We start from the raw sequence: 13696 nt of genomic DNA, 5'->3' as shown, positions 1-13696 counted from the left end.
TGTCAGGGCGCGACGTCGGTGGTCGGGAAGCCGCAGGACGCGCCAAGGCTGCGGTAGGCCTTGGTGAAGCCGTCCATCGATATGCTGGCAACCGGCTTGTTGGCGAAGACGACATCGATCGCGGCCGCGCGCCGCATGGCCCGCAGCAGGGCAAGCGCGACGTCCTTCTTGTTGTCCAGCATCCACTGGTCGCCGATATCGGCGCTGACGGTCGCCTTGACCTTGCCCTTGTCGTCGCCAAACACTGCGGGAATGCTCTCGCCGGCCGGCAGATCCTTGTTCCGCAGCGCGATGACGAGGCTCGGATAGCCGTCGGGCGGCAATGCGTCGCCGTTCGAGATGGCAAGCGTCAGCGTGCCGCCGGTGCCGTTCTGGTCGAGGAACGCCGTCGAGGCGGCGCAGGTTCTGCGCACATCCTCACCGGTGTTGACTTCATCGATAATGGTGGACCACCTGCCGAAGGTCTCGGTCTTGGGAGATGCAGGCGGGGGCGACGCAGGCGCAGGCGATGCGGCCGGCGCCGTCCCTGCCTTGGGCGCCGTCGTCGTGGTCTGCGCCTGGGCGGCGCCGGTCAACGGCGAGGCCGCCAGAAGCGCCGCGAGAGCGCCGAGACATGGAAATCGCATCATCAACAAGGCTCCTGTCCGGATCGCCGCTCCATCCGGAGCGGCGCTTCCCGTCGTGGCCAATAAGAATGACGCGAGGCTTCAGGTCAACCGAGATAGGGATAGAGCGGGAAGCGATCGGTGAGCGCCACGACCTTGGCCTTCACCGCCGCCTCGACGGCCGCGTTGCCCTCGTCGGAGTTCGCCACCTTCAACCCGTCCAGCACCTCGGCGATCAGCTTGCCGATCTCGCGGAACTCGGCCTGGCCGAAGCCGCGCGTCGTGCCGGCCGGCGTGCCGAGGCGCACACCCGAGGTGACGAAGGGCTTTTCCGGATCGAAGGGGATGCCGTTCTTGTTGCAGGTGATGTTGGCGCGGCCGAGTGCCGCCTCGGCGCGCTTGCCGGTGGCGTTCTTGGGGCGCAGATCGACCAGCATCAGGTGGTTATCGGTGCCGCCGGAGACGATGTCGAGGCCCGTCTCCTTCAGGCTCGATGCCAGCGCCTTGGCGTTGGCGGCGACGCTCTCGGCATAGAGCTTGAAGCTCGGCTTCAGCGCCTCGCCCAGCGCCACCGCCTTGGCGGCGATGACGTGCATCAGCGGACCGCCCTGCAGGCCCGGGAAGACGGCCGAATTCATCTTCTTGGCGATGTCTTCGTCGTTGCAAAGGATCAGGCCGCCACGCGGGCCGCGCAGCGACTTGTGCGTGGTCGTCGTCACGACATGGGCGTGCGGCAACGGCGACGGATGCACGCCGCCGGCGACGAGGCCGGCGATGTGGGCCATGTCGACCATCAGATAGGCGCCCACCGCATCGGCGATCTCGCGGAAACGCTTCCAGTCCCAGATGCGGGAATAGGCGGTGCCGCCGGCCAGGATCAGCTTCGGCTTGGTCTCATGCGCGGTCTTCTCGATCGCGTCCATGTCGAGCAGATGGTCGTCCTTGCGCACGCCGTAGGAGACGACCTTGAACCACTTGCCGCTCATGTTGACCGGCGAGCCGTGGGTGAGATGGCCGCCGGAATTGAGGTCGAGGCCCATGAAGGTGTCGCCGGGCTGCAGCAGCGCCAGGAATACGGCCTGGTTCATCTGGCTGCCGGAATTCGGCTGGACGTTGGCGAAGTTGCAGCCGAACAGCTTTTTCGCGCGTTCGATGGCCAGTTCCTCGGCCACGTCGACGAACTGGCAGCCGCCATAGTAGCGCTTGCCTGGATAGCCCTCGGCATATTTGTTGGTCATGATCGAGCCCTGCGCTTCCAGGACAGCGCGCGAGACGATGTTTTCGGAAGCGATCAGCTCAATCTCATGGCGCTGGCGGCCGAGCTCGTTGCGGATGGCGCCGAAAATCTCCGGATCGGCGTCGGCCAGCGTGGTCTCGAAGAAGGATTCGAATTTGTTCGACGCTGCCGCTGCTGTTGCCATGCCTGAAATCCTCCGGTTCGGGGCAATTTGTTCATGCATATCGTTGCCCCAAAACCGCTGCGCACTCTTGGGCGACATGCATTGCCGCGCCATTAACACAGTTGTCTTCGCCTCGCCACGTTTGCGCCGCGAAATTTGCTGGCCGGTTTGCGTCAACGCCAGCGGCGCGAGGTCTATTTCCGCTCCCGCCGGCTTTTCAGCAGGGCTTCGGTGAGCGTGATCTCGGCAAGCAGCGCCCGCATCGTATGGTCGTTGATCTCGCGGCTGCGGAACATGGCGCGCACGGCGCCCCGCTCGGCCTCGATGCCGGCGTGCCTGAGTTCCAGTTCCAGGCGCCCCGCCTCGCGGGCCTCGGCGCGCGCCTCGTCGGCCTCGTCGGAGGCGGCTATGCGGCGGCGGTAGCCGGCGACGATGCTGTCGGCGACCGCGAGCCTCGCCTCGGCGGCCTCGCCCTCACCCCCTTCATTGGCGATGCTCTCGATCCTGGCGATCGCCGCGTTGGCGGCGCCGACGCGCGCCCGCCGTTCCTCGGCGGCGCCCGGGTCCTCGCCGGGCTCGACCAGCCCGCGCGCGATCTTCGGCAGGGCCAGGCTGGCGATCGTCAGCGAACAGATGATCACGCCGGCGGCGAGGAAGATGACGACGTCGCGTGACGGAAAGGGCGAGCCGTCGGCCATGGTGAGCGGCAGCGACAGGATGCCGGCCAGCGTGATGGCGCCGCGCACGCCGGCGACCGAACCGGCGAGCCGAACGCGCATCCCGAACGGCTCGGCCTTGTGCTTGCCGAACCGCGCCCCCACGCGCTGCGCGATGTCACCGACCCAGATCCACAGGAAGCGCAGGCCGATCAGGCAGACCGTCAGGATCAGCACCGTCGCCGCGGGCTCGATCAACCAATGCCGGCTGGAAAGTGCCGGCGGCACGTTGCGGATGATGTCGGGAAGCTGCAGGCCAAGCAGGATGAACAGCGCGCCGTTGAAGATGAAGGACAGCGTCGTCCACAGCGACATGGTCTGCATGCGCGCCGAGACGCCGAGATAGCGGAAGATGCCGGAGCCGCCGGTGAGCAGGCCGGCGGTGACCGCTGCCAGGATGCCCGAGGCCTCGACGTGCTCGGCGATGAGATAGGCGATGAAGGGCATCAGGATCATCACCAGTACCTGCGCCTCGGACGGCACGCCACCGATGCGGTTGAGCAACTGCAGCGTCTTGGCGGCGACGATCAGCGCCACCACGCCGGCCAGGATGCCGGCGGCGACCGCATAGAGGAACGTCAGCGACGCAGCGGCCAAAGAGAAGCTGCCGGTCAGCGCCGCCGCGACGGCGAAGCGGAACATGACGAGGCCGGACGCGTCGTTGAGCAGCGACTCGCCCTCCAGTATGTGCATCAGCCGCGCCGGAACCACGTTCCTGTCGACGATCGAGGACACGGCGACCGCATCGGTCGGCGACAGCACGGCGGCGAGCGCGAAGGCGACGACCAGCGGGATGCTCGGCACCAGCCAGTGCAAGGCATAGCCGAAGCCGACGATGGTGAAGAAGACCAGCCCGATGGCGAGGTCGAGGATCGGCCCGCGCAGCGCCAGAAGCTCGCGCTTGGGCGCGGCGACGGCATCGCCGAACAGGAGCGGCGGGATGAACACCAGGAGGAACAGCTCCGGGTCAATCTCGACATGCAGGCCGCGCGCCGGCCAGGCAAGGGCCGCGCCTATGGCGATCTGTAGCACCGGCAACGGAACGCGCACGAGCCGGACCAGGGCGCCCGAAAGCGCGACGAACACGAGCATGACCAGGATGAAGACGGCGACATGCATGGCGGCGATTCCGAATATTGCCCGACCATGCGCAAAGCAGGTCGCGCCGTCCAGTCGTGACGAAGGCTAGCTGACGGAAGGCGGAAAGCAAAAAGGCCGCCTATCGGCGGCCTTTTCAATAAAGATTCCAGTCGCTTAGAGCGAAGACGTGATCTGCAGCTCTTCGTTGCCGTCAAGGCCGTAGATGTCGTCGCGGAATTGCACGACGCCGGGGCCCGTCGACCATGCCGAAAGATAGAGGAAGTGGACCGGCACCGGGTTGGTCACCTGAACCGGGGTGTTTTCGCCGGTCTTGATCGTCGCCTCGAAATGCTGGCGGTCCCAACCGGGCGTGTCGCGCAGGATCCAGGTGACGAGGTCACGCACGTTCTGGACGCGCACGCAGCCCGAGGAGTCGAAGCGCATCAGCTTGCCGAACAGGCTCTGCTGCGGCGTGTCGTGCATGTAGACGCCATCCGGGCTGGGGAAGTTGATCTTGACCGAGGCCATGGCGTTGCCGGCGCCCGGATCCTGGCGGAAGCGGTACTTCTCGGCGTCATCCGTCGACCAGTCGACCGTCATTGGGTCGACCTCGCTGCCATCCGGCGCGAACAGGCGGATGTGGCTGTCCTTGAGGTAGTTGGGATCCTTGCGCATCAGCGGAATGATATCCTTGCGCACGATCGAGACCGGGGCATTCCAGTAGGGATTGACGATGATCTCGTTGATCTTGGAATTCACGATCGGGGTCTGGCGGTCGATCTTGCCGACGATCGCGGTGTGGCGCAGCACGACGCGGTCGTTCTCGACTGCCTCGATCTGGGCCGCCGGAATGTCGACCAGCACGTAACGGTTGCCGAGCGTGCCAGCCTTTTCGCGCAGACGCTGCAGATTGGTCTGCAACTGGCCAAGCCGGATCTGCGCCGAAACATTCATCGCCGTGTAGGTGTATTTGCCCATGGCGCCGTCGGCCGGCAGGCCGTGGCGAAGCTGGAAACGCTTGACGGCGGCGTCGACGTAGGAATCGAACGAGTTGGAGATGCCGGCGCTCTGCGACAGATCGCCCGAGATCATCAGCCGCTTGCGCAGCGGCACCACATCGGGGTCATCGACGCCGAGCTGCAGCTTCTTGGTCGCGGGCACCTGCTCCCAGCCGCCCTGGCCGGCGATGGTCTGGTACTGCGCCACCGCCTGCTCGGTGAAGGCGACGGTCTGCAGGCTGAAGATCGGCAGCGTCGAGGCCACCTTGCCGCCCTCGCTGGCGCGGGCGTCGAATTGGTCGTCCCAATTGCCGCGGGCCGATGATTTCAGGATATCCCCGATCACGTCCTGCGCGCTGGCGCTGTTGGCAACCATGGCTGCGGCAAGCGCGGAAGCTCCGGAAAGGAAGAAACGGCGGCTGGTTCTCATGGACGTTCCAGACATTCTCTAAGCATCTGATCAACGGGCGATCTCGCCCGCACTCTAGGATTGGCAATCTTAACAATTAGCCAACCATGACCGCATCGCTTCGGCGTGAAACACGCGGCGCGACGCAACTTCAGGGTGAAGGCAGGCCTGTGGCCGCAGCATCACCCGTATTCTCGCTTTCACCGGGATTATGGCGGCAATTTGGCCTTGGCGCGCGATTTGCGCCAGGCGACGCGACGAAAAGAAAGGAACGGTGCTTTTCGGCACCGCTGAACAATCCAGGCATCCTTCGTCCTCGGTCTGCGCCGTCGCGTGCCGACCTCAGTTCGGAGTCTTATCCTTCGGATCCGGACCTGGCTGCGCCTTCAGCTCCGAACATCGCTGCAACACCTCTTGCCGGGGATAACGCATGACCTTGTTGTCCTCCAGCTTGAGCAGCAGCTCGCGTCTCTTTTCCGTGGTCTCACCGTCCGAACAGGTCATGTCCAGAATGATCGCGTCGAGGCCGCCGATCTTCTGCACCTTCTCCAGCGAGCAGCCGACCTCCCACATCTCGACCGCCTTGTCGGTGAATGTCACGATCGTATCGTTGTTGTCGCACGGGGCGCTGCCTTCGGCGGCGAAAGAATCCTTCCACCACTCCTCGGCGGAGGCCGCGGTCGAAATCAACAGAAGCACCGCGGCGATCCTTGAACGGTTTTTCAGGTTCATGTTCGCTCCCTCGCCAGCAAGCGACATTAGGCAGTGCCGCAGCGAAAGCAAACAGCGTAGACGCCCTGCCGATGGGCGCGGCGCTTCCGAAATATCCCTTTGCATCGGGAAAAGGAAAAGGGACCGGCGCCTTTCGACACCGGTCCCCGACTGTTTCCCCTGCCCGCGCTTCCGCGGCGCGGTCCCTCGGCGCGGATGCGGCTTACATCCGGTAGGCGATGGTGTCGTTCCAGAAGCGGTCCAGCCGCTGGAGGGCGCGGTTCATCTGCTTGAACTCGTCGGTGTTGATGCCGCCGACCTGCTCGATCGAGCCGACATGACGCTCATAGAGACCGGCGACCACTTCGGCCACCTCGTTGCCCTTCGGCGTCAGCGAGACGCGGACCGAACGCCGGTCGATGCGCGAGCGCTGGTGGTTGATGAAGCCGAGGTCGACCAGCTTCTTCAGATTGTAGGAGACATTCGAGCCGAGATAGTAGCCACGCGAGCGCAGTTCGCCGGCGGTCAGCTCCGAATTGCCGATGTTGAAGAGCAGCAGCGCCTGGATAGCGTTGATGTCGGAACGGCCGTTGCGGTCGAACTCGTCCTTGATCACGTCAAGCAGACGGCGGTGCAGGCGCTCCACCAGCTGCAGCGATTCCATGTAAAGCGAACGGATCGCCTCGCGGCGGTCGTCGGATACGGTGGCGGTCTTCGCCGCCGGACGCGAATTGATCATTGTCTTTGCCTCTCGTTTGTCGCCCGGTGATTTTTTTGTCTTTCACCTTGATCGCGACACTATCGAATACTCATAAAATTCGACTTAAACGCCAAGGCTAACAAGAGCTTACCGGTAAGAGGTTTCGAAAGAGGCTTAACGAACGGTCACCCCAGCAAGGATAATTAACCTAAAGATTTAGGCACCGTTTCCGGAGCAAATTGCCCGCGCTTCCGGGCTAGCGCTGGGCCTGGCGCTTCTGCAGCCAGATCACCACCCGGAAGGCGATGTAGAGCAGCGCCACCGCGGCATGCGAGGCGATGATCAGCGGGCGGTGGCCGAACAGATCGGGAAAGCCGACATACATCACAATCTCGGTCGCGGCGCAGATGAACCAGATCACCGGCCCCCAGGAGGCCAGCATCCACAGGCCAGCGGCGGCGAAGGGAAAGAAGACGGCGAGCGTCACCGCGGCCACCTGCCAGTGCACCGGCATCAGGTCGAAGCGCCAGAGCGGACCGGGATGGAAGCCGATCAGCCGGATCCAGTAGAGGATGCCGAACAGCAGGCAGTAGCCGGCGATGACGCGCTGGAACCAGGCGAAAATGATTTCGGTGGTCGAGGGCTGCAGCACGACGCGCCTGGAGGTCACCTCGCTCACAGGTCGAGCTCCCGCTCGCCGAGCGGCGCGAAATAGGCGTCGACATCGGCGACGCCGACGTCGTCCAGGCCTGCCGGACGCCAGCGCGGCGTCGAGCCCTTGTCGATGATGGCGGCGCGGATGCCTTCGTAGAAGTCGTGGCCGGCCAGCATGCGGTTGAGGATGCGGAACTCCATCTTCATGCACTCGTCCATCGACAGCGTCAGCCCGGCGCTGATCTGGCGCCAGGCGACATGCAGGCTGGTCGGCGAGCGCGTCCTGATCGTCGCCAGGGTCTTTGCGGCGAACTCGTCGGAGGGCGCGGCCCGATCGAGGCTGGCGATGACATCGGACAAAGAGGGTTGGGCGAAATGGCGCGCGATCGCTTCCAGCACCGGCCGGTCGGTCTCGCGCCTGGCCGGGATGAAAAACCCGCGCAGCACCGATTCCGGATCGCCGGTGGCGCAGAGCCGGTCGAGGAAGGCGGCCTGGTCCTCGGCCTTGATGGTGTGGGTGGCCAGTCCCGACCAGAGCGCGTCCCCGTGGCGGATGCGGTTGCCGGTCAGCGCCAGGTACATGCCGAAGCTGCCACCGAGATCCGGCAGCAGATGGCTGCCGCCGACATCGGGGAAGAAACCGATGCCGACCTCCGGCATGGCGAACTGGGCATTTTCGGTCAGCACGCGCTGCGAGCCGTGGAAGGAGATGCCGACGCCGCCACCCATGACGATGCCGTTGATCAGCGCAACGTAGGGTTTCTTGAATCGCTTGATGCGGGCGTTGAGGCGGTATTCGTCGGCGAAGAACTCGACCGGCGGCTGCCCGGCGCGGCCGGCCTCGTAGACGTGCAGGATGTCGCCGCCGGCGCAGAATGCCCTGCCCTCGGCCTTGACGACCACCACATCGACGCCGTCGTCCCGCTCCCAGGCGTCGAGCGCCTTGCCGAGCGCCTTGACCATGACGTGGGTGAGAGCGTTGAGCGCCTGCGGCCGCGTCAGCGTGACGACCCCGGCCCTGCCCAACCGCTCGAAGCGAATTTCGTCGCCTCCGCCAAAATCCATCGTAAGAGAATCCTCCCCCGCGCATGCGGGACTGAAGTGCTAAAGGCTGGCGCACATGTCCGTCAATGGCAGGAGGAGATCGCCTTCGTATTGGCGGCCGCCTGCGGCCGGTGCTACGAAGCGGCAGTCCTCGCGGAGAAGCGGGGAGCAACGGCAGGATCGACAAGCTGCCTGACGGACTTCGGGGGAGCCATGTCCGGACTTTGGCGTCTCGGCATTGCAATCATCGGCCTGCTCGCCGCCGTGCCGGCGCCGCGTGGCGCCATGGCCGCAACGATCGACGACCTCTATCAGTCGCAGACCATCGTCACCGGCACCGGCGAGGTGAACCGACAGATCGGTTTCAAGGATTGCCTGGACCGGGTGCTGGTCAGGGTTTCCGGCGATCAGCGCCTGCCGGCAAAGCCGGAGATGGCGGCGCTGCGCGACAAGGCGGGCGATTTCGTCGACAGCTTCCGCTACCGCGACCGGCTGGAGGGGATTCCGGTGCATGACGAGCAAGGCACGCATGACCGGCCACACGACCTCACCTGCCTCTACAAGCCCGCCGTGCTGGACAAGGTGCTGGCGCAGCTCGGCAGCAAGCCTTGGCTCGGCGAGCGGCCGCGCCTCGCCATCCTCCTCAGCGCCGAGCAGGGCGAACGGCATTTCGTGCTGACGGCCGACGACGGGCGCGGCGAGGCGATGCGCGAATCTTTCGTCAATGCGACGGCGCCGATGCTGATGCGCGTCACTTTCCCGCCGGCAGAGCTGGTTTCCGGCATGGACGAGAAGGCGCTGCGCGCAGCCGACATTGCGGGGCTCGATCAACTCGCGAAAAAGGCGGGAGCCGATCACGCGCTCGCCGGCAGCATCGTGTGGAGCGACAAGGACCTGGGCTGGATCGCCGACTGGCGGCTTGGTGAAGACGGCAAGACCTACCGCTGGCAAGTGCGCGGCGTCAGCTTCGACGAGGCGTTCCGTGTCGCTATCCGGGGCGCGGCACAGGTCCTGTCGGGCAACGGGCAACCCTGAGGGCTGGCACAATCGTGTCGCATTGGTCTGCGGTGAGTGCCCGTGTTAAAACCCGGCCAAACGAGAGTTTTGGCGATGAACAGATTCACCCCCGCAAAGCCTGCCGGCGCCCGCAGCGTCGACGAGATCACCGGCAGCCGGCGGCTGAGGCGCATGCGCAAGGCCGACTGGTCGCGACGCCTGGTGCAGGAAAACCGGCTTTCGGTCGACGACCTGATCTGGCCTATCTTCGTCGTCGACGGCAAGCAAGTGCGCGAGCCGATCGCCGCCATGCCCGGCGTGTTCCGCCTGTCGCTCGATCTCGCCGTCAAGGAAGCCGAGCGCGCGGCAAAGCTCGGCATTCCGGCGATAGCCACTTTTCCCAATGTCGAGCTTTCGCTGCGCGACCAGACCGGCTCGCACATCCTCGATCCGGAAAACATCATCAACCGCACCACCCGCGCCATCAAGCATGCGGTGCCGGAGATCGGCATCATCACCGACGCCGCGCTCGATCCGTTCACCAGCCATGGCCATGACGGCATCCTGCGCGACGGCATCATCGTCAATGACGAGACCGTGGAACAAGTGGCGGCGGCGGCCGTCATCCAGGCAGCGGCCGGCGCCGACATCATCGCGCCGTCGGACATGATGGACGGCCGCATCGGCGCCATTCGCGACGCGCTCGACGCCAATGGTTTCCAGGACGTGGCGATCATGTCCTACGCCACGAAGTTCGCCTCCGCCTTCTACGGCCCGTATCGCGAGGCGGTGGGCACGGCCGGCCTGCTCAAAGGCGACAAGAAGACCTACTATCTCGACCACGCCAATTCGGACGAAGCGCTGCGCGAGGCCGAGCAGGACCTCGCCGAAGGCGCCGACATGCTGATGGTCAAGCCCGGCCTGCCCTATCTCGACATCATCCGACGGCTGAAGGACGAGCTGCAGATGCCGACCTTTGCCTACCAGGTGTCGGGCGAATATTCGATGATCAAGGCGGCCGCCGCCAATGGCTGGATCGACGGCGAGAAGGCGATGCTGGAATCACTGCTCGCGCTGAAACGCGCCGGCTGCGACGGCATCCTGACCTATTTCGCGCCGGAAGTGGCGGCGATGCTGAAGGGATAGCCTTCCCGAACATCGGCTTGCGGGGGACGGCCGCTGGCGATTGGCTCGATCTTACGGAACAATTCCGCCTGCCGGCCCAACGGCGCGCGATGCGTCGCGCTCGTCTTTGGCCGCCCGAAAACTCCGCTTGCAATTCGCAATCAGTCTGCTACATAACAACCGCTTGCAAATTACAACTGGTTATGAGGAGGCAGTCATGTCGAAACTGCGAGTCAACGCTTTCACCCTGTCGCTCGACGGCTTCGGGGCCGGCCCTGACCAGGATCTCGCCAACCCACTCGGTATCGGCGGCGAGAACCTCCACAAATGGATGATCGGCACCCGCTTTTTTCGCAAGGTTGTGATGGGCCAGGACGGCGGCACCACCGACACGGACGACGTGTTCGCGGCGCGCAGCTTCGAGAATGTCGGCGCCTGGATCCTGGGCCGCAACATGTTCGGACCGATCCGCGGCGACTGGCCGGACGACAGCTGGAAAGGCTGGTGGGGTGACAACCCGCCCTATCACGTGCCGACTTTCGTGCTCACGCACCACAAACGCGCGCCGATCGAGATGGAAGGTGGGACGACGTTCCATTTCGTCACCGACGGCATCCATTCGGCGCTGGAACAGGCCAGGGAGGCGGCTGGCGGCAAGGATGTGCGCGTCGGCGGCGGCGTTTCGACCGTCCGGCAGTATCTGCAGGAGCGGCTCATCGACGAGATGCACCTGGCGGTATCGCCGGTGCTGCTCGGCAAGGGGGAGCATCTTTTCGCCGGCCTGGACATGCCGGGCCTTGGCTACCAGTGCACCGAGCAGGTGGCGACGCCCCTCGCCACGCATGTGGTGATTGAGCGGGCGTGACTTTGGCGGTTTGGCGAAAGCCGGTGAGACAGCCCTTTCTCCCCGTCACCATACGGGGAGAAATGCCCGGCAGGGCAATGAGGGGCAGCGCTGCCGGTTGGAGATCAGCGACAAACGACCAATGACCGCGAAATAGGGCCCAATCGCTGACGTCGGCGCCGCCCCTCATCCGCCCTTCGGGCACCTTCTCCCCGTGAACGGGGAGAAGGAGAAGACGCTAATACTTCTCCGGCACGTAAAGCTCGCGCGGCAGCACCTGGCGCTCGTATTCGGGGTTGAAGACGCGCTCCGGTAGCGTGATCTCCTCATGCGGCACCTCCTCATAGGGAAACTGCTGCAGGAGATGGTCGATGCAGTTCAGCCGGGCGCGCTTCTTGTCGTTGCCTTCGACGATGAACCATGGCGCCTCGGGAATGTTGGTGCGGGCGAAGGTCTCTTCCTTGGCCTTGGTATACTGCTCCCAGCGCACGCGCGACTGCAGGTCCATCGGCGACAGCTTCCACTGCTTCATCGGATCGTGGATGCGCATCAGGAAGCGCATCTGCTGCTCCTCGTCGGTTATCGAGAACCAGTATTTGACCAGGGTGATGCCGGAGCGCACCAGCATGCGCTCGAATTCCGGCACGTCGTGGAAGAACTCCTCGACCTGGTCCGGCCCGGCGAAGCCCATCACCCGCTCGACGCCGGAGCGGTTGTACCAGGAGCGGTCGAACAGCACGATCTCGCCGCCGGCCGGCAGATGCGGCACGTAGCGCTGGAAATACCATTGCGATTTCTCGCGCTCGGTCGGCGCCGGCAGCGCCACGACACGGCAGATGCGCGGATTGAGCCGCTGCGTGATGCGCTTGATGACGCCGCCCTTGCCGGCGGAGTCGCGGCCCTCGAAGACCACCACGACCTTCTTCTTGTGATAGGCCACCCAGGACTGCAGCTTGATCAGTTCGGACTGGAGCCGCAGCAAGTCTCGGAAATATTGCATGCGTTCGATCGAGGGCGGATGCGACTCCTTGTAGATCTTGGCGATCTCGAGCGACAGCGCCGGCTCCGATATCTCGAGCTCGTAGTCCTCGTCGAGCGTGTCGGCGAGTTCGGCTTCCAGCCAGTCCCTGGCTCCGGAATTCGGTTTCAGTTCGCTCATCGTGCTTCTCCGTTCGCCATCCTGAGCCGACTTCAATAAAGGCCGGCAATGACGGTTTTATTGCAATGCCGCTGCTCCAGATGTGATCGACCGGTCGCCGCGATGGGGCGACAAGCCGAGCAACTTGTCCTACAAATAGGCTGTCCTATTCGGGCTGCCCATTCGTGGCGCCTCTCTCAACGCGATTGCGAGGATCTCAAATGGAATACCGTACACTCGGCCGTTCCGGGCTGAAGGTTTCGACATTGACGCTCGGCACCATGACATTCGGCGGCGCCGGCGCCTTCGCGGCGGTCGGCAGGACCGACCTCAAGGAAGCAAGCCGGATGATCGACCTCTGCATCGATGCCGGCATCAACCTCATCGACACCGCCAACGTCTATTCGAACGGGATTTCGGAAGAGATCATCGGCGAGGCGCTCGGCGGCAAGCGCAAGGACGATGTGCTGATCGCCTCCAAGGCGCGCATGCGCATCGGCAAGGGTCCCAATGACGAGGGCCTGTCGCGCCACCACCTGATCCGCGAGTGCGAGAAGAGCCTGAAGCGGCTGAAGACCGACGTCATCGACATCTACTTCCTGCACGAATGGGATGGCGTGACGCCGCTCGAGGAAACGGTCGCCGCGCTCGACACGCTGGTGAGCCAGGGCAAGATCCGCTACGTCGGGTGCTCCAACTATTCCGGCTGGCAGGTGATGAAGGCACTCGCCATCAGCGACAGCAGCCACCAGCCGCGCTTCGTCACCCAGCAGATCCACTACACGCTGGAGGCGCGCGAGGCAGAATACGAACTGCTGCCGATCTCGGTCGACCAGGGGCTCGGCGTGCTGGTGTGGAGCCCGCTCGCCGGCGGGCTGCTCAGCGGCAAATACGACCGCAACAGTCCGACCGCCCGCCAGATCGGCGGCTGGTCGGAACCGCCGATCCGCGACGAGGACCGGCTGTGGCGGATCGTCGACGTGCTGGTCGACATCGGCAAGGCCAGGGGCGTGTCCGGCGCGCAGGTGGCGCTCGCCTGGCTGCTCGGCCGGCCGGCGGTGTCGTCGCTGGTGATCGGCGCCCGCAGCGAGGCGCAGCTCAAGGACAACATCGCCGCCGCCAGCCTGACGCTGTCCTTCGATGAGCGGGCGCGGCTCGACGCCGTCAGCCGGCCGCCGGTTCTCTACCCCTATTGGCACCAGCAGCTGACGGCCAAGGGCCGCTTCGGGCCTGCCGACCTGGTGCTCGACCGCAGCGACGTCTGATCGCCGGAAGG

General features: G+C 64.8%; 13 protein-coding genes. 4 read left to right on the top strand and 9 right to left on the bottom strand.

The features are described from left to right. Positions 1-2 precede the first annotated feature (2 nt). The 8 genes from EN857_RS24345 to EN857_RS24310 all read right to left on the bottom strand — a co-directional run bounded on the left by EN857_RS24345 (position 3) and on the right by EN857_RS24310 (position 8338). Entirely contained in the window at positions 3-629 is a 627-nt protein-coding gene (locus EN857_RS24345; protein ID WP_245509036.1) for a hypothetical protein, read from the bottom strand. An 83-nt stretch (positions 630-712) separates the two neighbouring features. Beyond that, positions 713-2026, bottom strand: coding sequence for a serine hydroxymethyltransferase (gene glyA / locus EN857_RS24340; protein ID WP_127285742.1), 1314 nt, complete (start codon positions 2024-2026; stop codon positions 713-715). Positions 2027-2199: 173 nt separating this feature from the next. After that, positions 2200-3840: a Na+/H+ antiporter gene (locus tag EN857_RS24335; RefSeq protein WP_127394106.1), complete on the bottom strand. Its 1641-nt coding sequence runs from the start codon at positions 3838-3840 to the stop codon at positions 2200-2202. Between the two features lie 135 nt (positions 3841-3975). After that, the gene (locus EN857_RS24330) at positions 3976-5229 is read right to left on the bottom strand and encodes a murein L,D-transpeptidase (RefSeq protein WP_127309873.1); all 1254 of its coding nucleotides are present in this window, start codon (positions 5227-5229) and stop codon (positions 3976-3978) included. Between the two features lie 321 nt (positions 5230-5550). Continuing rightward, positions 5551-5967, bottom strand: a complete 417-nt coding sequence (locus tag EN857_RS24325) for a hypothetical protein (RefSeq protein ID WP_245521661.1) — start codon at positions 5965-5967, stop codon at positions 5551-5553. Between the two features lie 175 nt (positions 5968-6142). Next, positions 6143-6658, bottom strand: coding sequence for a winged helix DNA-binding protein (locus EN857_RS24320; RefSeq protein ID WP_126054949.1), 516 nt, complete (start codon positions 6656-6658; stop codon positions 6143-6145). Positions 6659-6875: 217 nt separating this feature from the next. Beyond that, positions 6876-7298: a DUF6163 family protein gene (locus EN857_RS24315; RefSeq protein ID WP_135859285.1), complete on the bottom strand. Its 423-nt coding sequence runs from the start codon at positions 7296-7298 to the stop codon at positions 6876-6878. Further along, the gene (locus EN857_RS24310) at positions 7295-8338 is read right to left on the bottom strand and encodes an enoyl-CoA hydratase/isomerase family protein (protein ID WP_128346475.1); all 1044 of its coding nucleotides are present in this window, start codon (positions 8336-8338) and stop codon (positions 7295-7297) included. Before EN857_RS24310 ends, EN857_RS24315 begins: the two co-directional genes overlap by 4 nt. Positions 8339-8530: 192 nt before the next feature. Here EN857_RS24310 and EN857_RS24305 point away from each other — a divergent pair, with 192 nt between their 5' ends. The 3 genes from EN857_RS24305 to EN857_RS24295 all read left to right on the top strand — a co-directional run bounded on the left by EN857_RS24305 (position 8531) and on the right by EN857_RS24295 (position 11303). Beyond that, on the top strand, positions 8531-9352 hold the full coding sequence (locus EN857_RS24305; RefSeq protein ID WP_128346474.1) for a DUF2066 domain-containing protein: 822 nt from the start codon (positions 8531-8533) through the stop codon (positions 9350-9352). Positions 9353-9427: 75 nt separating this feature from the next. Continuing rightward, entirely contained in the window at positions 9428-10459 is a 1032-nt protein-coding gene (gene hemB / locus EN857_RS24300; RefSeq protein ID WP_127393787.1) for a porphobilinogen synthase, read from the top strand. A gap of 196 nt (positions 10460-10655) precedes the next feature. After that, positions 10656-11303, top strand: coding sequence for a dihydrofolate reductase family protein (locus EN857_RS24295; RefSeq protein ID WP_127393788.1), 648 nt, complete (start codon positions 10656-10658; stop codon positions 11301-11303). A gap of 217 nt (positions 11304-11520) precedes the next feature. Here EN857_RS24295 and ppk2 read toward each other — a convergent pair whose 3' ends face one another. Further along, complete coding sequence (ppk2, locus tag EN857_RS24290) at positions 11521-12441, bottom strand: polyphosphate kinase 2 (RefSeq protein ID WP_127284229.1); 921 nt, start codon at positions 12439-12441, stop codon at positions 11521-11523. Between the two features lie 200 nt (positions 12442-12641). On the opposite strand from ppk2, the gene EN857_RS24285 reads away from it, so the two are divergent. After that, positions 12642-13685, top strand: coding sequence for an aldo/keto reductase (locus EN857_RS24285; RefSeq protein WP_135859284.1), 1044 nt, complete (start codon positions 12642-12644; stop codon positions 13683-13685). Positions 13686-13696 lie beyond the last annotated feature (11 nt).

Source organism: Mesorhizobium sp. M4B.F.Ca.ET.214.01.1.1 (genome assembly GCF_004791545.1).
Lineage (GTDB): Bacteria > Pseudomonadota > Alphaproteobacteria > Rhizobiales > Rhizobiaceae > Mesorhizobium > Mesorhizobium abyssinicae.
This window is presented reverse-complemented; position numbering and strand designations above follow the sequence as displayed.

Bases quoted from the DNA above. Each gene is read 5' to 3' on its own strand.
- EN857_RS24345 (WP_245509036.1), bottom strand. From the start codon at position 629: ATGATGCGATTTCCATGTCTCGGCGCTCTCGCGGCGCTTCTGGCGGCC.
- glyA (WP_127285742.1), bottom strand. From the start codon at position 2,026: ATGGCAACAGCAGCGGCAGCGTCGAACAAATTCGAATCCTTCTTCGAG.
- EN857_RS24335 (WP_127394106.1), bottom strand. From the start codon at position 3,840: ATGCATGTCGCCGTCTTCATCCTGGTCATGCTCGTGTTCGTCGCGCTT.
- EN857_RS24330 (WP_127309873.1), bottom strand. From the start codon at position 5,229: ATGAGAACCAGCCGCCGTTTCTTCCTTTCCGGAGCTTCCGCGCTTGCC.
- EN857_RS24325 (WP_245521661.1), bottom strand. From the start codon at position 5,967: ATGTCGCTTGCTGGCGAGGGAGCGAACATGAACCTGAAAAACCGTTCA.
- EN857_RS24320 (WP_126054949.1), bottom strand. From the start codon at position 6,658: ATGATCAATTCGCGTCCGGCGGCGAAGACCGCCACCGTATCCGACGAC.
- EN857_RS24310 (WP_128346475.1), bottom strand. From the start codon at position 8,338: ATGGATTTTGGCGGAGGCGACGAAATTCGCTTCGAGCGGTTGGGCAGG.
- EN857_RS24305 (WP_128346474.1), top strand. From the start codon at position 8,531: ATGTCCGGACTTTGGCGTCTCGGCATTGCAATCATCGGCCTGCTCGCC.
- hemB (WP_127393787.1), top strand. From the start codon at position 9,428: ATGAACAGATTCACCCCCGCAAAGCCTGCCGGCGCCCGCAGCGTCGAC.
- EN857_RS24295 (WP_127393788.1), top strand. From the start codon at position 10,656: ATGTCGAAACTGCGAGTCAACGCTTTCACCCTGTCGCTCGACGGCTTC.
- ppk2 (WP_127284229.1), bottom strand. From the start codon at position 12,441: ATGAGCGAACTGAAACCGAATTCCGGAGCCAGGGACTGGCTGGAAGCC.
- EN857_RS24285 (WP_135859284.1), top strand. From the start codon at position 12,642: ATGGAATACCGTACACTCGGCCGTTCCGGGCTGAAGGTTTCGACATTG.